This window comes from Streptomyces sp. NPDC096136 (genome assembly GCF_044763325.1).
GTDB lineage: Bacteria > Actinomycetota > Actinomycetes > Streptomycetales > Streptomycetaceae > Streptomyces.
In genome coordinates this window covers 402362-421559 of sequence record NZ_JBIWFZ010000004.1, presented here as the reverse complement: position 1 = coordinate 421559, position 19198 = coordinate 402362, and the positions used below count along the sequence as shown (strand labels likewise).

Sequence of the window (19198 nt, the reverse complement as noted above, 5' to 3'; positions counted from 1 at the left end):
GCCTACTTCATGACTGAACACCCCCTGCTCCTGCTGGACGTGGACGGCCCGCTCAACCCCTTCCGGTCCCTCTCCGCGGGCCTGCGCGGCTACACCAGCCACCGGATGCGCCCGGACGTCTGGCTCTCCTACCGCGACCCGGAGTCCCGGCGGGCGCGGCGCGGCGTGCGGGTACGCCTCCACCCCTCGCACGGCCCGCGGCTGCTGGCCCTGCCCTTCGAACTCGCCTGGGCCACCGCCTGGACGCACCAGGCCAACACCCTGATCGCCCCGCGCATCGGGCTGCCCGCCGACCTCCCCGTCGTCGACTGGCCCGAGCTCTTCGCCCGCGACCCGGACGGCCTCTCCTGGAAGACCCGGCACCTGCTCACCTGGGCCGCCGGCCGGCCCTTCGCCTGGGTCGACGACATGATCACCCCGCAGGACCGGGCCTGGGTCCGCGCGCACCACCCGGCCCCGGCCCTCCTGCTGCGCGTCCACCCCCGTCACGGCCTGCGCGACCGGGACTTCACCGCCCTGTCCGCCTGGGCGGCCGGGCTCACCCCCGCAGCGCGCTGACCGGGTCCGGGGACGGCCGGCCGGTGGGCCACCAGTCGTCCGTCCCCGGGCGGCACTCGTACGCGTACCAGAGGCCCTCGCGGCCCAGCCGCAGCTGGCGGGTGCGGTCCGTGAGGCGGTTGTGCTCGGGGCGGAAGGAGCCCAGGCCGGCCGCGAGCAGGCTCGGACGGGCCCGGTCGAAGGGGCCGGCCGGCGGGTCCCACGGCTCGTCGAGGACGGTGAGCGCGGGCAGGCCCCCCTGCCGCCAGGCCGCGGCGGCCCGGGCCAGGTCGGTGGTGGTCCGCCCGGTGGCCCGGGCCAGGTCCCGGTAGAGGGTGCGGGCGGCCCCGGTGAGACCGGCCGTGGGATGCGCGGAGGCCAGCCGGACGGCGTCCTGCCAGAGGCCGAGCCCCCCGATCGGGTCCTCGCCCGTGGTGAGCAGGGCGAGGGCCCGGGCGGCGGCGTCGCCGGCGAGCTGCTCCAGCGCCAGCGGGTCCGGGGCGGCCGGGTCGGCGGGGTAGACGGGCGGCTGGCCCGCCGCGGCGGGTGCGGCGAGCGGGGCGGGCAGCGGGGGCAGGACGGTGCGGGCCGCCGCCGCGCGGGCCGGGGCGCCGGGGAAGTCCGGTACGGCGTCGGGCCGTTCCCGCGCGGCATGGGCGGCGTTGCGGCGGGCGAGGTCGTCGAGGAGCTCGCGCTCGCCCCGGCCGCGCAGGAGCAGCAGGACGAACGGGTCGGTGTCGAGGAGGCGGGCCGCCCGGTAGCAGAGGGCCGCGGCGTGCTTGCAGGGCGGGCGCGCCGGGTCCGGGCAGGAGCAGCGGGCGGCGAGTTCGCCCGCGCCGGGCAGGATCCGCCCGGCGAGGGACTGCGGGACCTCCCGCTCCAGCAGCGCCGCCAGTGCGGCGGGGTCGGCCGCCACCTCCTCCAGCGCCTCGGCCCACTCGGCGTCGGTGAAGGCGGGCAGGGCCAGCTCGGTGCGGTACGGGCGGGCCTTGCTGCCGCGGACGTAGGCCACGATCCGGCCGGGGGTGACGGTGACCGCGTCGACGTGGCCCTCGGCGGCGTACGCGCGGCCGCGCGCGAGGCGGGCCGCGTCCGGGGCGCGCTCCTCCAGGGCGCGCACCCAGGCCCGGCCCCACCAGGTGGCGGCCTCGGCCCCGGCGGGCACGGTCTCGAAGGTGCGGCGGCGGTCCTCCCGCGCGGTGATCATGCGGGCCTCCGCAGGGAGACGAGGTCGGCCAGCTCCCGGTCGCCGAGCTCGGTGAGGGCGGCCTCGCCGGAGCCGAGGACGGCGTCGGCGAGGGCGCGCTTGCTTTCGAGGAGTTCGGCGATGCGGTCCTCGACGGTGCCTTCGGCGATGATGCGGTGGACCTGGACGGGCTGGGTCTGGCCGATGCGGTAGGCGCGGTCGGTGGCCTGTTCCTCGACGGCCGGGTTCCACCAGCGGTCGTAGTGGACGACGTGGCCGGCGCGGGTGAGGTTGAGGCCGGTCCCGGCGGCCTTGAGGGAGAGCAGGAAGACGGGGACCTCGCCGGACTGGAAGCGGTCGACGAGTTCCTCGCGGCGGGGCACGGGGGTGCCTCCGTGCAGCAGCTGGGTGGGGACGCCGCGGGCGGCGAGGTGGCGTTCGAGGATGCGGGCCATCGTCACGTACTGGGTGAACACCAGGACCGAGCCGCCCTCGGCCAGGATGGTGTCCAGGAGCTCGTCGAGCAGGGCGAGCTTGCCCGAGCGGTGCGGGATCCGCGGATCGGCCTCCCGCAGGTACTGGGCGGGGTGGTTGCAGATCTGCTTGAGCGAGGCCAGCAGCTTCATGATCATGCCGCGCCGCTCGATGCCCTCGCTCCCCTCGATCACGGCCATGGCCTCCTCCACCGCCGCCTGGTAGAGCGAGACCTGCTCCCGGGTCAGCGACACCGGATGGTCGGTCTCGGTCTTCGGCGGCAGCTCGGGCGCGATGCCGGGGTCGGACTTCCTGCGGCGCAGCAGGAACGGCCGCACCAGCGCCGCCAGCCGGGCGACGGCCTCCTCGTTGCCCCCGTCCTCCTCCGTCTGGTGCTCCACCGGGCGGGCGTGCCGGGCGCGGAAGGCCGTGAGCGGACCGAGCAGCCCGGGGGTGGTCCAGTCGAGCAGGGCCCACAGCTCGGAGAGGTTGTTCTCGACCGGGGTACCCGTGAGGGCCACCCGCGCCGGGGCCGGGATCGTGCGCAGCGCCTTCGCGGTCGCCGAGTGCGGGTTCTTGACGTGCTGCGCCTCGTCGGCGGCGACCAGTCCCCAGCTCTGGGCGGCCAGCCGCGCGGCCGAGGCCCGCATCGTCCCGTAGGTGGTGAGGACGAACCCGCCGTCGAGGGAGTCGAGGCTGCGGTCCCCGCCGTGGAAGCGGCGCACGGGCGTGCCCGGCGCGAACCTCTCGATCTCCCGCTGCCAGTTCCCCAGCAGCGACGCCGGGCACACCACCAGCGTGGGCTCCGGGCGGGCCCGGTGCAGGTGCAGGGCGATCAGCGTGACCGTCTTGCCCAGGCCCATGTCGTCGGCCAGACAACCGCCCAGCCCGAGCGAGGTCATCAGGTCCAGCCAGGCCAGACCGCGCAGCTGGTAGTCCCGCAGCACCGCCTTCAGCCCCGCCGGGGCCGCCATCGGTCCCGGCTCACCCGTCAGCCGGTCCCGCAGCGCCGCCAGCGCCCCCACCGGAACGGCCTCCACCGTCTCCCCGTCGACCTCGGCCGTCCCGGTCAGGACGGTGGCCAGCGCGTCCACCGGGTCCAGCAGGCCCAGTTCCCGCTTGCGGGCCTTGCGCACCAGCTCCGGATCGACCCGCACCCACTGGTCGCGCAGCCGCACCACCGGGCGGTGGGCCCGGGCGAGGGCGTCCATCTCCGACGGGGTGAGCCGGTCCCCGCCGAGGGCGAGCTCCCAGGAGAACGCGAACAGCCCGGCGGCGTCGAAGAAGGCGGTGCCGTCGATGGCGGAGCCGGGCGCGGCCTGCCGGACGGCGGCGGTCGCGGTCAGGGTACGGGCCAGCTCGCGCGGCCAGTGGACCACGACCCCGGCCCGCTCCAGCCGGGTCGCGGCGGCGCCCAGCAGGTCTTCGAGCTCCGGGTCGGACAGGGCGAGGGCGTCGGGAACGGGCTGGTCGAGCAGGCGCAGCAGCGGCGGCCAGACCCGGCCGGCCCGGCGCAGCGCCAGCACGGCGTCGATCCGGGCGCGCGGCCCGAACCCGGACGCGGCGGCACCGGCCCACAGCTGCGCGGCGTCCGTCACCAGGGTCGGGTCGGCGAGGCTGTGCACCTGGACCACGGCGGCCCCGGCGCGGCGGACCTCCTCCGGCTCGGCCTCGTCGAACAGGCGGAAGGCGGACAGGTCGAGGCGCAGGGAGATCCCCACCCCGGCGTCGGCGCCGGCCGCGACCTGCTCGGCCCACTCCCGTATCCCGGGCACGGGCTGCGGCTCCGCCGCGGCGAAGGGCTGCCCGGCGGCGAACGGCGCGGCGGGGGTGCGGGGCAGGGTGTCGGCGACGGCGTCGAGGAAGGCACGGACCAGGGCCTGCGGTTCGGGCAGCGCCAGCGGTCGGCGCCCGGCGAGCGGGGTGGCGTACCCCTCGTACGGGAGGGCGGCGGCGACGGCGCGGAGGTACCCGACGTCATCGGCGTCGAGCGGCCCCGCGCGCCAGGCGTCGACCCCCTCGGGGGTGAGCCCGGGCAGCAGGCGGCCCCGGGCGGCGAGCACCAGTGCCTGGACGGCGGCGGTGCCCCAGGCGCGGGTGGCGGGATGGGAGGCCTGGCTGTGGGCGGCCCGCACCAGCAGGGGCAGGGCCTCGGCCACGGGCAGGGACACGGCGGGCACGGTGCGGGTGCGGACCCCGGAGCCGTGCGGCCGCACCACCTGGAGCGGATGCGGGGTCCCGCCCTCGGGCAGCGGCTCCCCCTCGGGGCACCAGAAGGCGATCCGCCCCTCACGGGGGACGGCCGCGGGCAGGAACACGGCGGCCCGGCGCAGCAGGGGCTGCGGCGGCGGCTGCGTGGTCACGGGGGTCCCCCTCCCTGGTGCTCGGCTCCGCCCGGTCATGGCGGATCCACTGCCGCCGAGTCTAGGCGTGGCCACTGACAACGCCGCTGACCTGGGCATACGCGGGGCCCGCAGGGCGTGCGACCATGGAAGGGAGGTCTCCGTCGGGTGAGGGACGACCATGCGTACCGGAAACGAACCCCTGACCGCCCGCAGTCCGCTGCGGCTGCGGTTCTGGCTCAGCCTGTGGGGACTGGTCTGGGCCGCCGCCGGGGCGGCCGTGTTCTCGCTGGCCGAACGGCCCGGGTGGGCCGCGGCGTGCGCGGCGCTGGCGGTGCTGGCCGCCGTGGACCTGGCGGTCGTGGTGCGGCACATCCACCAGGGGCCGCACTACCAGCCGGGCCGGGACATCCCCCCGTACGAGCCCCCGCGCAGCCGCTGATCCACTGCGGCGCCCGGCCCCCTCTTCAGCGGCGCACCCGCTCCGGGGCCGGTGCTCCGGCCGGAGCGCCGGCCGGCGCGCCGGTGTGCCGCGGCGTCAGGCCTCGAAGCGGGCCGCGGCCAGGTACTCCGGCTGGGGGTCGAGGGCGGCGGCGAGCCGGAAGTGCCGGCGGGCCTGCTCGTGCCGGCCGGAGCGCTGGTGGGTTCGGGCCAGCGCGAAGTGGGCGAAGGCGTTGTCCGGCTCCCGCTCAAGGACCAGCTCGAACTCCAGCTGCGCGGGCCGCAGCTGGGCCGCCGCGAAGAAGGCCCGGGCGCGCAGCAGTCGGGCCGCGGTGTTCTCGGGGTGGGCGGCTATGACGGAGTCCAGCAGCCGGACCGCGCCGCGCGGGTCCCGGGCGGCGAGGAGCTGCTCGGCGGCCCTGTAGTCGATGACGTGGGTCTCGGGGCTCGGCGGTCCGGAGGACTCCGGCGGGGTCGGCGGCGTGGGCGTGGTGTCGGGCACAGTGTGTCTCCTTCCCTCTGCGCACGCCCTCAACGCGCTTCCGCTCCGCGGTTGTTCCCCGTCACCCGGCGGCGCCGCCCGGCTACTCCGCCGGAGCCCCGGATTCCGCGCGTGCGGCGGCGGCCCGGGCGGTGAGCTGCTCCCACACCCGGCGGACCTGGGGTTCCAGCGCCTCCAGCGGCCCGTCGTTGTCGATCACCAGCGTGGCCACGCCCAGCCGCTGCTCCCGGGTGGCCTGGGCCGCCATCCGGGCCCGGGCCTCCTCCTCGGTCATCCCGCGCAGTGCGGTCAGCCGGGCCAGCTGCGTCCCGGGGGCGGCGTCCACGACGACGACCAGGTCGTACAGCGGCGCGAGCCCGTTCTCGGTGAGGAGCGGCACGTCGTGGACCACGATCGCGCCGGGCCCCGCCGCCCGCTCCAGCTCGGCGGACCGGGCCCCGACCAGCGGGTGCACGATCGCGTTCAGGGTCCGGAGCTTCTCCTGGTCGGCGAAGACGATCGCCCCCAGCTTCGGCCGGTCGAGCGTCCCGTCGGCGGTCAGCACGCAGGCCCCGAAGGCCTCCACCACGGCCGCGAGCCCGGGCGTACCGGGCTCCACGACCTCCCGCGCGATCCGGTCGGCGTCCACGACGACCGCCCCGTACCCCGCCAGCAGCCGCGAGACCTCGCTCTTGCCGGCACCGATTCCGCCTGTCAGGCCCACCTTCAGCATGCCCAGCACCCTAGCGCCCCTCCCCCGGACGACTCCGGCCGCGTCCCCCGGTCCCGCTACGCCTCGCCCTCGCGCTCCGCGAGGAACCGCTCGAACTCGCGGCCGATCTCGTCCGCCGTCGGGATCTCGGCCGGCTCGGCGATCATGTTGCCGCGGGTCTCGGCCCCGGCGGCGGCGTCGTACTGGTGCTCCAGGCCCTGGACCAGGCTGACGAGCTCCTCGTCACCCTCGCGGATCTGCCGGTCGATCTCCGTCTGCGTGCGGTGCGCCTCGGTGCGCAGGGCGTGGGCCACGGCCGGCAGGACCAGTCCGGTCGCGGCCGTGATCGCCTCCAGCGCGGTGAGCGCCGCGTCGGGGTAGGGGGAGCGGGCGACGTAGTGCGGGACGTGCGCCGCGACGCCGAGCACGTCGTGTCCGGCCTGGCCGAGGCGGAACTCGACCAGGGACTCCGCACTGCCCGGGACCTGCGCCTCGTCGAAGGGGCTGCGGTGGCCGGGCATCAGGTCGGTGCGGTTGCCGTGCGGGGTGATGCCGACGGGCCGGGTGTGCGGGACGCCCATGGGGATGCCGTGGAAGTTGACCGAGAGGCGCACGCCGAGACGCTCGACGATCTGGCGGACGGCGACGGCGAAGCGCTCCCACTCCACGTCCGGCTCGGGGCCCGACAGCAGCAGGAAGGGCGCGCCCGTGGCGTCCTGGACGAGGCGGACCTCCAGCCGGGGCTCCTCGAACTCCGTCCAGTGGTCGCGCTGGAAGGTCAGCAGCGGGCGGCGGGCCCGGTAGTCCACCAGCCGGTCGGCGTCGAAGCGGGCCACCACCTGGTGGGGCAGGGTGTCCAGGAGCCGTTCGACGATCTGCTCCCCGGTCTCGCCGGCGTCGATGTACCCCTCGAAGTGGTAGAGCATGACCAGTCCGGCCGAGTCCTGGGCGAGCGCCACGTCGGCCACCGCCAGACCCTTGGCGTCCCATTCGTACAGACCCTGTGGATCAAGCACCGTCACCACTCCTCCCTCTCGCCGTGTTCTCTGCTGGGAACGTCCAAGGACGCCCCGCCATTCCCCAGTTGGCCGGATTCACGGGAATGCGACAAGCCCCCCTGTCCGCGGGCGGGCCCCCTCCGCGGTGGGTGGGGGCCCGGCAATGCGACGAGGCCCGCCCCCCGAAGGGGACGGGCCTCGCCGTTCAGCTCACCTCACGCCGGAGCGTGGTGTGCACGCTGCGCTGCGATCAGCTCTGGCCGCCGGCCAGCTTCTCGCGGAGCGCGGCCAGGGCCTCGTCGGACGCCAGGGCGCCGGAGGTCTCGTCCGCACCCTCGGAGGAGTAGGAGCCACCGGAGATGCCCGCACCGGCGTTGCCACCGGCGGCCGGGGCGGTCTCGCCCGCGGCGGCAGCGGCCTCGTCGGCCTCGCGGCTCTTGATGACCTGCGCCTGGTGCTGCTCGAAGCGGACCTGCGCCTCGGCGTACTGGCGCTCCCACGTCTCGCGCTGGGTCTCGTAGCCCTCGAGCCAGTCGTTGGTCTCGGGGTCGAAGCCCTCGGGGTAGATGTAGTTGCCCTGGTCGTCGTAGGACGCGGCCATGCCGTACAGGGTCGGGTCGAACTCGACCGACGCCGGGTCGGCACCGAAGGACTCGTTGGCCTGCTTGAGGGACAGCGAGATCCGGCGACGCTCGAGGTCGATGTCGATGACCTTGACGAAGATCTCGTCGTTGACCTGGACGACCTGCTCCGGGATCTCCACGTGGCGCTCGGCCAGCTCGGAGATGTGGACCAGACCCTCGATGCCCTCGTCCACGCGGACGAACGCACCGAACGGAACCAGCTTGGTGACCTTACCCGGGACGACCTGGCCGATCTGGTGGGTCCGGGCGAACTGCTGCCACGGGTCCTCCTGCGTCGCCTTCAGCGACAGGGAGACGCGCTCGCGGTCCATGTCCACGTCGAGAACCTCGACGGTGACCTCCTGGCCGACCTCGACGACCTCGGACGGGTGGTCGATGTGCTTCCAGGACAGCTCGGAGACGTGCACGAGGCCGTCGACGCCGCCCAGGTCCACGAACGCACCGAAGTTGACGATCGAGGAGACGACGCCGGAGCGGACCTGACCCTTCTGCAGGGTGGTGAGGAACGTCTGGCGGACCTCGGACTGGGTCTGCTCGAGCCAGGCGCGGCGGGACAGGACCACGTTGTTGCGGTTCTTGTCCAGCTCGATGATCTTCGCCTCGAGCTCCTTGCCCACGTAGGGCTGGAGGTCGCGGACGCGACGCATCTCGACCAGGGAGGCCGGGAGGAAGCCGCGGAGGCCGATGTCGAGGATGAGACCACCCTTGACGACCTCGATGACGGTACCGGTGACGATGCCGTCTTCTTCCTTGATCTTCTCGATCGTGCCCCAGGCACGCTCGTACTGAGCGCGCTTCTTGGACAGGATCAGGCGGCCTTCCTTGTCCTCCTTCTGGAGAACCAGGGCCTCGATCTCGTCACCGACCTTGACGACCTCGTTCGGGTCGACGTCGTGCTTGATCGAGAGCTCGCGGCTCGGGATCACGCCTTCCGTCTTGTAACCGATGTCGAGCAGGACCTCGTCCCGGTCGACCTTCACGATGACGCCGTCGACGATGTCGCCGTCGTTGAAGTACTTGATCGTCTCGTCGATCGCGGCCAGGAAGGCTTCCGCGTTACCGATGTCGTTGACCGCTACCTGCGGAGTGGTGGTGGCGGTGGTCTCGGTGCTGCTCGTCATGTGGGAAAGGGCTCCGGTTACGGACAGAAAGTCGTAGGTACTGCTACGCCGGGAGCCCTTATCGGCATCTGCCGATGAAGCCGGACAGCCAAGGAAGCCCATCCCCCGCAAGGGGTAGGGGCCTCGAAAACCGAGGGGACATTCAACAGATGCAAGCGCAGCCTGCTATGTCTGAGGAGCACAGGCTCGCAGCGCAACTTGTAGCATACGGGGGCAGCCGGACAGGGTCAATGCGCGAAGGCGCACACCGCGGGCGGATCACCTCATAACCGGCACAATTCGTGGGCGGGAACGCCCTGATGAGCGATCCGCACGAACTTTCAGCCGTCCGGGTGCACCGCCAGCCATCCGCAGACTACGACGACGGGCCCCATGAACCAAGAGGACTACGCCCCCGAAGACGCGCCCGAGGACGAGGACGCCTACGAGGACGACGCCGCGGCCACCCGGCGCGAGGCCGGGGAGGCGGAGAGCAGCCGCGCGAGCCGCGGCTGGTGGGACCGCAACGCCGACGAGTACCAGAGCGAGCACGGCGCGTTCCTGGGCGACGACCGCTTCGTCTGGGGGCCGGAGGGCCTGGACGAGGAGGAGGCCTCGCTCCTGGGCCCCGCCGCCTCCCTCAAGGGCAAGGACGTCCTGGAGATCGGCGCCGGCGCCGCCCAGTGCTCGCGCTGGCTCGCCGCGCAGGGCGCCCGCGCGGTGGCCCTGGACCTCTCGCACCGCCAGCTCCAGCACGCCCTGCGCATCGGCGGCGAGGTCCCCCTCGTGGAGGCCGACGCCGGCCGGCTGCCCTTCCGCGACGGCTCCTTCGACCTGGCCTGCTCCGCGTACGGGGCCGTCCCCTTCGTCGCCGACCCGGTCAACGTCATGCGCGAGGTGCACCGCGTGCTGCGCCCCGGCGGGCGCTGGGTCTTCTCCGTCACCCACCCGATCCGCTGGGCCTTCCCCGACGAGCCCGGCCCCGACGGGCTGTCGGTGTCCGCCTCCTACTTCGACCGGACCCCGTACGTCGAGCAGGACGAGCAGGGCCGCGCCGTCTACGTCGAGCACCACCGCACCCTCGGCGACCGGGTCCGGGACGTGGTCGCGGGCGGTTTCCGGCTGCTGGACCTGGTGGAGCCGGAGTGGCCGGAGTGGAACGCCCAGGAGTGGGGCGGCTGGTCCCCGCTGCGCGGCAGCCTGATCCCGGGCACGGCCGTCTTCGTGTGCGAGCGGGACTGAGCCCTTGATCCGCGAGTCCGCCCTCGACGCCCTCCCCGTACGCGAAGCCCTGCCGGCCCTCACCCGGGCGCTGGACGGCCACGGCGCGGCCGTGCTGTGCGCCCCGCCGGGCACCGGCAAGACCACGCTGGTCCCGCTGGTGCTGGCCGGGCTGGTCGGCGGGGGTCCGCGCCGCCGGGTGGTGGTCGCCGAGCCCCGGCGGATCGCCGCCCGGGCGGCGGCCCGGCGGATGGCCTGGCTGCTGGGCGAGGCCGTCGGGGAGTCGGTGGGCTTCACCGTGCGCGGGGAGCGGCTCGCGGGCCGCTCCACCGTCGTGGAGGTGGTGACCACCGGGGTGCTGCTCCAGCGGCTCCAGCGCGACCAGGAGCTGGCCGGGGTGGACGTGGTGGTCCTGGACGAGTGCCACGAACGCCACCTGGACGCCGACACCGTCGCCGCCTTCCTGCTGGACGTCCGCGCGGCCCTGCGCCCGGAGCTGCGCCTGGTCGCGGCCTCGGCGACGACCGACGCGGCCGGCTGGGCCCGGCTGCTGGGGGACGCGCCCGTGGTGGAGGCCGCGGGGGTCTCGTACCCGGTGGAGACGGTGTGGGCGCCGCCCGCACGGCCGGTGCGGCCGCCGCACGGGATGCGGGTGGATCCGGCGCAGCTGGCGCACGTGGCCTCGGTGGTGCGCCGGGCGCTGGCGGAACGTTCCGGCGACGTGCTGTGCTTCCTGCCCGGCGTCGGAGAGATCGCCCGGGTCGCCGGGCAGCTGGGCGGGCTGGACGCGGAGGTCCTCCAGGTCCACGGCCGGGCGGCCGCCGCGGTGCAGGACGCCGCGCTGACCGCCTCCGCGCACCGGCGGGTGATCCTGTCGACGGCGGTCGCGGAGTCGAGCCTGACCGTGCCGGGCGTGCGGGTGGTCGTGGACTCGGGGCTGGCCCGCGAGCCGCGGGTGGACCACGCCCGGGGGCTGGGCGCGCTGGCGACCGTACGGGCCTCCCGGGCGGCGGGCCGCCAGCGGGCGGGCCGGGCCGGGCGGGAGGCGCCGGGCGTGGTGTACCGGTGCTGGGCGCAGGCGGAGGACGGGCGGCTGCCGGCCTTCCCCTCCCCCGAGATCCGGATCGCGGACCTGGCGCAGTTCGCTCTCCAGGCAGCCTGCTGGGGCGACCCGGACGCGTCGGGGCTCGCGCTGCTGGACCCGCCGCCGGCCGGGGCGATGGCCGCGGCCCGGGAGGTGCTGTCGGCCGTCGGCGCGGTGGACGCGGCCGGCCGGCCGACCGCGCGGGGGCTGCGGCTGGCCCGGCTGGGCCTGCACCCGCGGCTGGGCCGCGCCCTGCTGGACGGCTCCGCCGTGCTCGGGGCGCGGCGGGCGGCGGAGGTGGTGGCGCTGCTGAGCGAGGAGGCCCCTCGGGATTACGGGGACGACCTGGCCGGCGCGTGGCGGGCTGCGCGGCGGGGCGGCGACGCGTACGCGGCCCGGTGGCGGACGGAGGCCGGGCGGCTGGAGCGCGCCCTGGGCTCCGCCGGTGGCGGGGCCGCCGGGGCCGGGGCCGCCGGTGGCGGGGCCGCCGGGGCCGGGGCCGCCGGTGGCGGGGCCGCCGGGGCCGGGGCCGCTGCGCGGGGCCTCTCCGCCGCCCCGCCCCTTCCCGAAACCGGGGGCGAGCCCCCGGCCCCCTCCCGGGGCTCCGCCCCGGGCCCGGCTCCTCACACGCCGGAGGGTTCCGGTGCCGGTCACGGCCGCGCCGTCGGCACCGATGACCATGCCGCCGGGCTGGTCGCGGCCCTCGCGTTCCCCGAGCGGGTCGCGAAGGCCAAGGGCACGGGAGGCTTCCTCATGGCCTCCGGGACCGGGGCCGAGCTCGCCGACGGCTCCGGCCTGCGCCGCGCGGGCTGGCTCGCCGTGGCCGTCGCCGACCGCGCCCCGCACTCCGCGTCCGCGCGGGTGCGGCTGGCCGCCGTCCTGGACGAGGACACCGCGCGGGCCGCCGCCGCGCACCTGCTGGCCTCGGGCGAGGAGGTGCGCTGGGAGGACGGCGACGTGGTCGCACGGGCGGCCGAGCGGCTCGGGGCGATCGAGCTGGTGGTCCGGCCGCTGCGGGATCCCGACCCGGCGCTGGTGCGGGCCGCCCTGCTGGAGGGGCTGCGCGGCGAGGGGCTCGGCCTGCTGCGCTGGTCCCCCGACGCGGTGGCGCTCCGCGCCCGCCTCGGCTTCCTGCACCGCACGCTCGGCGGCGCCTGGCCCGACGTGGCGGACGACGCGGCGCTGCTGGAGCGGGCGGACGACTGGCTGGAGCCGGAGCTGTCGCGGGCCCGGCGCCGCGGCGACCTGGGCCGGATCGACGCCGGGCAGGCCCTGAGCCGGCTGCTGCCCTGGGCCACGGGCGAGGCGGTCCGGCTCGACGAGCTGGCCCCGGAGCGGATCGAGGTGCCGAGCGGCTCCCGGATCCGCGTGGACTACACGGGCGAGCAGCCGGTGCTGGCGGTGAAGCTCCAGGAGCTGTTCGGGCTGGCGCGGACGCCCCGGGTGGCGGGGGTGCCCGTCCTCGTGCACCTGCTGTCGCCCGCCGGGCGGCCCGCCGCGGTCACCTCCGACCTGGCCTCCTTCTGGCAGGGCGGCTACCGCGCGGTGCGCGCCGAGCTGCGCGGGCGCTACCCGAAGCACCCGTGGCCGGAGGACCCGGCGACGGCCGAGCCCACCCGGCACACCAACGCCCGGCTCAGGGGCCGCTGACCGGGGAGCCCGGGGCCCGGCGGCCCCGGGCCTCCAGCCAGAGGGCGGCCGCGAGGAGGGCGAGGCCGCCGAGGGCGAGGCCGGCCGGGGCGTAGGTGTGGAGCGCCAGGACCTTCGTACGGTTGGCGGCGACGAGGTCGCGGGTGTACTTCGCGTAGTCCTCGCGCATCGTGACGTGCCCGGCGAAGGCGGTGAGGCGGCCTTCGGGGGCACCGGCCGCGATGCCGCCGCGCATCTCCTGCTGGATGTCCTGCTCGGCGTTGACGGGCGCGCCGGTGACCGGGTCGACCCAGAAGCGGACCTTGGCCGTGTACCAGAGGGTGGTCCCGGTGGTCTGCTCGATGGTCGCCGGGTCGATGCCCTCGATCGGCATCTTCTTGGGCATGGGGACCTTGGTCCAGGGGACGGTCTGCTCGAAGTAGTAGACGTCCATGCCCCGGTAGGTGCGGGGGCCGGCGTAGTGGATCGGCGAGGAGGTCCGGGTCTGGGCGTCGAAGTAGAGGTAGTCGCGCGGCTCGGTGAAGAAGGGCCATTTGAACTCGATGCCCTCGCGCTTGACGGGGTCGCCGTCGACCGTCTCGCCGGTGGCGTGCACCGGGTCCTGGGTGTGGGCGTCGAAGATGTAGCGCTCGGGGATCCGGGAGACCATCTTGCCGTCCGGGCCGATGATGTAGGTGAGCGTGTCCCAGACGACGACGTCCTTGCCCGCGTCGGCCTCGATCTGCCGGGAGGCCTCGACGTCGCCCTTGAGGGTCTGGACGATGGTGACCTTGTCGACCTTCCTGGGCTGCATCCCGCCGGTGTAGTCGAGGAGGGTCGCGTCCTTGGCCTCCAGGACGACCGCCTGGTACTGGTTCGGCGGGATCTCGGCCAGGCGGGGGTACGCGTACCAGCGCAGCAGCGGTGCGAGGGCTGCGCAGAACACGGCGAGGGCCAGCAGGACGAGGCTCGCTCTGCGTCGCACGGCCGGGCCTCCTTACTCCTGTCCGGGCGCGGGGGGCGCGGTGGTGAGCAGGGGCTTGGGCGAGGTCCTGCCGTCGGGCGCCCCGAACGCCGTGACGGCGAGGACGAGGGCCAGCGCGGCGGCCAGCCCGATGGCGGCGGCGACGAGTGCGCGCACGGCGGGGCCTCCCTGGATCTGATGGGTCGTCAGGGAGGCGTACCGTAGCAACGCGGGGGTCAGATGAGAACCGTCGGGAACCGTCCGGGCCGGACCCCCGCGCGGCGGCCTAGGGGGCGGTGGGGGGAGTCGGCTTCGCGGAGGCGGAGGCGGAGGCGGGGGCGGGGGCCGACGGGGCCGGGGCCGGGGACGACGACGGGGCGGTGGACCCGGGGGCGGCCGTCGGCTTCGGGGAGGCGGACGGGCCCGGGGTCCCGCTCGGCGTGGGCCCGGGGGTCGGCGTCCCGCTCGGCGTCGGGGTCGGCTTCGGATCCGAGGTGGGGGTCGGGGTGGGCGTCGGCTTCGGATCCGGGGTGGGCGTGGGCGTCGGCTTCGGATCCGGGGTGGGCGTGGGCGTGGGGCTCGGCGTCGGCTTCGGGCTCGGCGTCGGGGTGGGGCTCGGCGTCGGCTTCGGGCTCGGCGTCGGGGTGGGGCTCGGCGTGGGAGTGGGCGTGGGCGTCGGGCTCGGCTTCGGGGCCGGCTCCGGCATGCCGGGGGCGGGCAGCGGGCCCGGTCCGGTGCCGTCCGGGACCTCGTGCGCACCCCGGAGGTAGTACGCGAACCAGGACCGCACCGTCCGCAGGTACTCCGCGGACTGGTTGTAGGAGAGCACGGCCCGGTCCAGGCCGGCGCCGGTCCTCAGGTCGCGGCTGCCCGCGCACAGGTAGCGTCCGGCCGCCAGGGCCGCGTCGTGGACGTTGTTGGGGTCGCGCCGGCCGTCGCCGTTGCCGTCCTGGCCCCAGGCGGCCCAGGTGGAGGGGATGAACTGCATCGGGCCGACGGCCCGGTCGTGGCGGGCGTCGCCGTCGTAGGCCCCGCCGTCGGTGTCGGGGATGTCCGCGAAGCCGTTGCCGTCGAGCACGGGGCCCAGGATCGGCCGCAGGGTGGTCCCGTCGGCGTCGACCCGGCCGCCGCCCGCCTGCCCCGACTCGACCTTGCCGATCGCCGCGAGCAGCTGCCAGCGCAGCCCGCACCCGGGGTCGTCCGCCCCGACCCGCTGCTCGGCCCCGCGGTACGCGGCCAGCACGCTGGCCGGGATGCCCTGCGCGCCCTCCCCCGCCGGCTGCACGGCCGCCGGCGCGGGCGCGGACTCCGACTGCCCGCCGGCCGCCGCGGCCCCGCCGTCCGGCAGGAGCGCGGCCGGCGGTGCGGGGCTGTCCAGCGGCGGCAGTTCGGTGAAGTAGGACGAGTCCCCGCCGGAACCCGGTGCCGCGGCGGGCGGCCGCGCGGCGCCCTCCCCGGCCGCCGCGATCCGCTCGGGGCCCGCGACCGCGGGCCCCTGGGAGGCCGTCATCGCGGCGGCCACCAGCGCCGATACCAGTGCCGCGGCCGCGCCCCGGCGCAGGCCGCGTCCGAATATTCGTGCCGACATGAGCGGGACCCCTCCACTGGACGTCCGAACGTCCGCGTGACCCTACGTCAACTCCCTGCACACGGCACGCACTACGGTCCCGACATTCACCACATCCCCACGTGCCTGCGCAGGTCACGCATACTGTCCCGACATCCACACCCCGGGGAGGGCCCGTGCCGTTCACTCTCAGCCATGCGGCCGCCGTGCTTCCGGCCATCCGCCGCACCGGGCGGGCGCGGGGGCCGCTGGTCGCCTCGGCCCTGGTGCTGGGATCGTTCGCGCCGGACTCCTTCTTCTTCGCGGACGCGGTCGTCGGCGGCGTCATGGGCTACGGCGGGTTCACGCACTCGCTGACGGGCGTGGTCACCGCGGACGCCGCCCTCACCGCCCTGCTCGCCGCGTGCTGGCTGCTGCTGCGCGAGCCACTGGTCGCGCTGCTGCCGCAGTCCTGGCGGGGCCGCGTCCACGCCCTCGTCCGCGGCGAGCCCTGGCACGGCCTGCGGCCCGCCGTGCTCGCGCTCCGCTTCTACCTCTCGGCGGTCGCCGGCTCGCTCACCCATGTCGTGTGGGACAGCTTCACCCACGGGGACCGCTGGGGGACGAACGCACTGCCGTGGCTGGGCCGGCCCCTCGCCCTCGGCCTGCCGGCGTACACCTTCCTCCAGTACGGCACCTCCGCGGCCGCCGCCTGCGCCCTGCTCTGGTTCACGGTCGGCGCCCTGCGCCGGCTGCCGGCGCGGCCCGTGCCGCCGTCGGTGCCGGTCCTCGGCCGGGCCGAGCGGTGGGGGGCGCTGCTCCTGGTCGGCGGGTGCGCGGCGGTCGGGACCACGCTGCGGCTGCTGCGCTTCTTCACCTTCTACGACCGGATCCACAGCCCCCTCGACATCATCCCGACCCTCTGCTTCGGAGCCGGCGGCGGCCTCGTGGTCGGCCTGCTACTGTACGGGGCCCTGGTGCGGCTGCGCCACCGCCGCGACCGGGACCGCTCCCGCCCGGACCGGGAGACGCGGACGCCCGTCCCCACCGCGTAGGCGGGGACGGGCGTACGGGCGTACGGGCGGGGTCAGTGCGCGGCGGACTCCCAGTCGCCGCCGACGCCCACGGACACGTCCAGCGGGGCCCGCAGCTCCACGGCCGCGCCCATCTCGCGGCGCACCAGCTCCTCGACGCGCTCCCGCTCGCCGGGGGCGATCTCCAGGACGATTTCGTCGTGGACCTGGAGCAGCATCCGCGAGGCCAGGCCGGCCTCGGCCAGGGCCTTGTCCACGCGGAGCATCGCCACCTTGACGATGTCGGCGGCGGTGCCCTGGATCGGGGCGTTCAGCGCCATCCGCTCGGCGGCCTCGCGGCGCTGGCGGTTGTCGCTGTTGAGGTCGGGCAGGTAGCGGCGGCGCCCGAAGACCGTCGCCGTGTAGCCGGTGGCCCGGGCCTCGTCCACCACGCGCTGGAGGTAGTCGCGGACCCCGCCGAACCGCTCGAAGAAGGTCTCCATCAGGCCGCGCGCCTCGGCGGGCTCGATGTTCAGCTGCTGGGCGAGACCGAAGGCGGAGAGCCCGTACGCCAGGCCGTAGGACATGGCCTTGATCTTGCGGCGCATCTCGGCGTCGACCTGGGAGCGCTCCACCCCGAACACCTGGGAGGCGACCGTGGTGTGCAGGTCCTCGCCGGAGTTGAAGGCCTCGATCAGGCCCTCGTCCTCGGAGAGGTGGGCCATGACCCGCAGCTCGATCTGGCTGTAGTCGGCCGTCATCAGCGACTCGTAGCCCTCGCCCACGACGAAGCCCCGGCGGATGGCCCGGCCCTCGTCCGTGCGCACCGGCACGTTCTGCAGGTTCGGGTCCGTGGACGACAGGCGGCCCGTGGCGGCGGTGGTCTGGCTGAAGCTGGTGTGCACCCGGCCGTCGGCGGCGATCGACTTGACCAGGCCCTCCACGGTCACGCGCAGCTTGGCCTGCTCCCGGTGGCGCAGCATGATCACCGGGAGTTCGTGGTCGGTCTGCGTGGCCAGCCAGGCCAGAGCGTCGGCGTCCGTCGTGTACCCGGTCTTGGTCTTCTTCGTCTTCGGCAGGTCCAGCTCGCCGAAGAACACCTCCTGGAGCTGCTTGGGCGAGCCGAGGTTGAACTCGTGCCCGACGGCGGCGTGCGCCTCCTTCACCGCCTGCTGCACGGCGCCGGCGAACTGCTGCTCCATGCCCTCCAGGTGGTCCCGGTCGGCGGCGACGCCGGCCCGCTCCAGACGTGCCAGCAGCTCGGAGGTGGGCAGCTCCATGTCGTGCAGCAGGTCCACGGCGCCGACCTCGGGCAGCTTCGCGGTGAACGCGTCGCCCAGGTCCAGGACCGCGCGGGCCTGCGCCATCAGCGCGTCCGCCTCGGCGGTCTCGTCCGCGCCGAAGGCCAGCTGCCCGTCGGCGGCCGGCGGCTGGAGCTCGCGGCCCAGGTACTCCACCGACAGCACGTCCAGCGCGAAGGAGCGCCGGCCCGGCTTGACCAGGTAGGCGGCCAGCGCGGTGTCCATGACGACGCCCGCCAGGGTCCAGCCGTGCTCCGGGAACACCCGCATCAGGCCCTTGGCGTTGTGCACCACCTTCGGCACGGACGCGTCGGCCGCCCATGCGGCGAAGGCCTTGTCGTCCGCCTCGTCCAGCGCGGACGGGTCGAACCAGGCGGCCGCGCCGCCCGCCGCGGCCAGCGCCACCTCGGCGACGCTGCCCTGGCCCAGCGCCCAGCTGTCCACGGTGGAGACGCCGAGGGGGCCGCCCGCGTGCGCCGCGAGCCAGGGCGCGAGCTCGCCCGCGCCCAGCACCGAGCCGTCCAGCTCCACACCGGCCGCCGGAGCCGGCGCCTCCTCCTCGGCGGCGCCCGGGTCGACGGCCAGCAGCCGCTCGCGCAGCGAGGCGTTGCGGATCTCCAGCACGTCCAGCACGCCCGTGACCGCGGAGCGGTCGTAGGGGGCGCGGCCCAGGTCGGCGGGGGTCTTCGGCAGCTCCACGTCCTTGACCATCTCGGTCAGGACCCGGTTGAGCTTGACCGCCTCCAGGTGGTCGCGGAAGTTCTGGCCGGCCTTGCCCTTGACCTCCTCGGCCCGCTCCACCAGCTCCGCGAACGAACCGAACTGGTTGATCCACTTCGCGGCCGTCTTCTCGCCGACGCCCGGGATGCCCGGCAGGTTGTCCGACGGGTCGCCGCGCAGCGCCGCGAAGTCCGGGTACTGGCGCGGGGTGAGCCCGTACTTCTCCACGACCTTCTCCGGCGTGAACCGGGTCAGCTCCGAGACGCCCTTCGTCGGGTACAGCACGGTCGTGTGCTCGGAGACCAGCTGGAAGGAGTCCCGGTCGCCGGTGACGATCAGCACCTCGAAGCCGAGGGCCTCCGCCTGCGTCGCCAGCGTCGCGATCACGTCGTCGGCCTCGAAGCCCTCGACCGCGAACCGCGGCACCTTCATCGCGTCCAGGAGCTCGCCGATCAGCTCGACCTGCCCCTTGAACTCGTCGGGGGTCTTCGAGCGGTTCGCCTTGTACTCGGGGAACTCCGTCGAGCGCCAGGTCTTGCGGGACACGTCGAACGCCACCGCGAAGTGCGTGGGCGCCTCGTCGCGCAGCGTGTTCGCCAGCATCGACGCGAAGCCGTAGATGGCATTGGTCGGCTGGCCCGTCGCCGTCGTGAAGTTCTCCGCGGGCAGCGCGAAGAACGCCCGGTACGCCAGGGAGTGCCCGTCCATGAGCATCAGGCGGGGGCGGTCCGCTGCGGTCGTCTGCTCGGTCTTCTTCGATGCTGTCTCTGCCACGCCCCCGATCCTAGGCGCCCGCAGTGACAAA

General features: G+C 75.3%; 15 protein-coding genes. 5 read left to right on the top strand and 10 right to left on the bottom strand.

Annotated elements, in window-relative coordinates; all coding sequences use genetic code 11:
- Positions 1-9: 9 nt before the first annotated feature.
- Positions 10-558, top strand: a complete 549-nt coding sequence (locus tag ACIRBY_RS11120) for a hypothetical protein (RefSeq protein WP_403899200.1) — start codon at positions 10-12, stop codon at positions 556-558.
- Here the strand turns inward: ACIRBY_RS11120 and ACIRBY_RS11115 are convergent.
- The gene (locus tag ACIRBY_RS11115; protein ID WP_403899197.1) at positions 539-1744 is read right to left on the bottom strand and encodes an SWIM zinc finger family protein; all 1206 of its coding nucleotides are present in this window, start codon (positions 1742-1744) and stop codon (positions 539-541) included. The two genes, ACIRBY_RS11120 and ACIRBY_RS11115, sit on opposite strands and share 20 nt — an antisense overlap.
- On the bottom strand, positions 1741-4599 hold the full coding sequence (locus tag ACIRBY_RS11110; protein WP_403899194.1) for a DEAD/DEAH box helicase: 2859 nt from the start codon (positions 4597-4599) through the stop codon (positions 1741-1743). Before ACIRBY_RS11110 ends, ACIRBY_RS11115 begins: the two co-directional genes overlap by 4 nt.
- A gap of 121 nt (positions 4600-4720) precedes the next feature.
- Between ACIRBY_RS11110 and ACIRBY_RS11105 the strand changes: the two genes are divergently transcribed.
- The gene (locus tag ACIRBY_RS11105) at positions 4721-4981 is read left to right on the top strand and encodes a DUF6343 family protein (protein ID WP_403899192.1); all 261 of its coding nucleotides are present in this window, start codon (positions 4721-4723) and stop codon (positions 4979-4981) included.
- A 96-nt stretch (positions 4982-5077) separates the two neighbouring features.
- On the opposite strand, the gene ACIRBY_RS11100 is transcribed toward ACIRBY_RS11105, so the two are convergent.
- From ACIRBY_RS11100 to rpsA, 4 genes are all read right to left on the bottom strand, one after another.
- The gene (locus ACIRBY_RS11100; RefSeq protein ID WP_403899189.1) at positions 5078-5482 is read right to left on the bottom strand and encodes a tetratricopeptide repeat protein; all 405 of its coding nucleotides are present in this window, start codon (positions 5480-5482) and stop codon (positions 5078-5080) included.
- Between the two features lie 82 nt (positions 5483-5564).
- Positions 5565-6194, bottom strand: coding sequence for a dephospho-CoA kinase (coaE, locus tag ACIRBY_RS11095; protein WP_403899186.1), 630 nt, complete (start codon positions 6192-6194; stop codon positions 5565-5567).
- Positions 6195-6250: 56 nt separating this feature from the next.
- Complete coding sequence (locus tag ACIRBY_RS11090; RefSeq protein WP_403899184.1) at positions 6251-7189, bottom strand: PAC2 family protein; 939 nt, start codon at positions 7187-7189, stop codon at positions 6251-6253.
- 232 nt (positions 7190-7421) lie between these two features.
- Complete coding sequence (rpsA, locus tag ACIRBY_RS11085) at positions 7422-8936, bottom strand: 30S ribosomal protein S1 (RefSeq protein ID WP_042812805.1); 1515 nt, start codon at positions 8934-8936, stop codon at positions 7422-7424.
- Between the two features lie 372 nt (positions 8937-9308).
- Here rpsA and ACIRBY_RS11080 point away from each other — a divergent pair, with 372 nt between their 5' ends.
- Both ACIRBY_RS11080 and ACIRBY_RS11075 read left to right on the top strand, forming a co-directional pair.
- Complete coding sequence (locus tag ACIRBY_RS11080; protein WP_403899181.1) at positions 9309-10157, top strand: class I SAM-dependent methyltransferase; 849 nt, start codon at positions 9309-9311, stop codon at positions 10155-10157.
- A 4-nt stretch (positions 10158-10161) separates the two neighbouring features.
- Positions 10162-12870 (top strand): ATP-dependent RNA helicase, encoded by a 2709-nt coding sequence (locus ACIRBY_RS11075; RefSeq protein ID WP_403899178.1) that lies wholly within the window; start codon positions 10162-10164, stop codon positions 12868-12870.
- Here ACIRBY_RS11075 and ACIRBY_RS11070 read toward each other — a convergent pair.
- The 3 genes from ACIRBY_RS11070 to ACIRBY_RS11060 all read right to left on the bottom strand — a co-directional run bounded on the left by ACIRBY_RS11070 (position 12857) and on the right by ACIRBY_RS11060 (position 15401).
- Complete coding sequence (locus ACIRBY_RS11070; protein WP_403899175.1) at positions 12857-13834, bottom strand: DUF3068 domain-containing protein; 978 nt, start codon at positions 13832-13834, stop codon at positions 12857-12859. The genes ACIRBY_RS11075 and ACIRBY_RS11070 overlap by 14 nt on opposite strands.
- 12 nt (positions 13835-13846) lie before the next feature.
- On the bottom strand, positions 13847-13990 hold the full coding sequence (locus ACIRBY_RS11065; RefSeq protein WP_403899172.1) for an SPW_0924 family protein: 144 nt from the start codon (positions 13988-13990) through the stop codon (positions 13847-13849).
- 109 nt (positions 13991-14099) lie between these two features.
- Entirely contained in the window at positions 14100-15401 is a 1302-nt protein-coding gene (locus ACIRBY_RS11060) for a lytic transglycosylase domain-containing protein (RefSeq protein WP_403899169.1), read from the bottom strand.
- Positions 15402-15556: 155 nt separating this feature from the next.
- On the opposite strand from ACIRBY_RS11060, the gene ACIRBY_RS11055 reads away from it, so the two are divergent.
- Positions 15557-16414 (top strand): DUF4184 family protein, encoded by an 858-nt coding sequence (locus tag ACIRBY_RS11055; protein WP_403899167.1) that lies wholly within the window; start codon positions 15557-15559, stop codon positions 16412-16414.
- A 32-nt stretch (positions 16415-16446) separates the two neighbouring features.
- On the opposite strand, the gene polA is transcribed toward ACIRBY_RS11055, so the two are convergent.
- Positions 16447-19167: a DNA polymerase I gene (gene polA, locus ACIRBY_RS11050; RefSeq protein ID WP_403899164.1), complete on the bottom strand. Its 2721-nt coding sequence runs from the start codon at positions 19165-19167 to the stop codon at positions 16447-16449.
- Between the last annotated feature and the right edge of the window lie 31 nt (positions 19168-19198).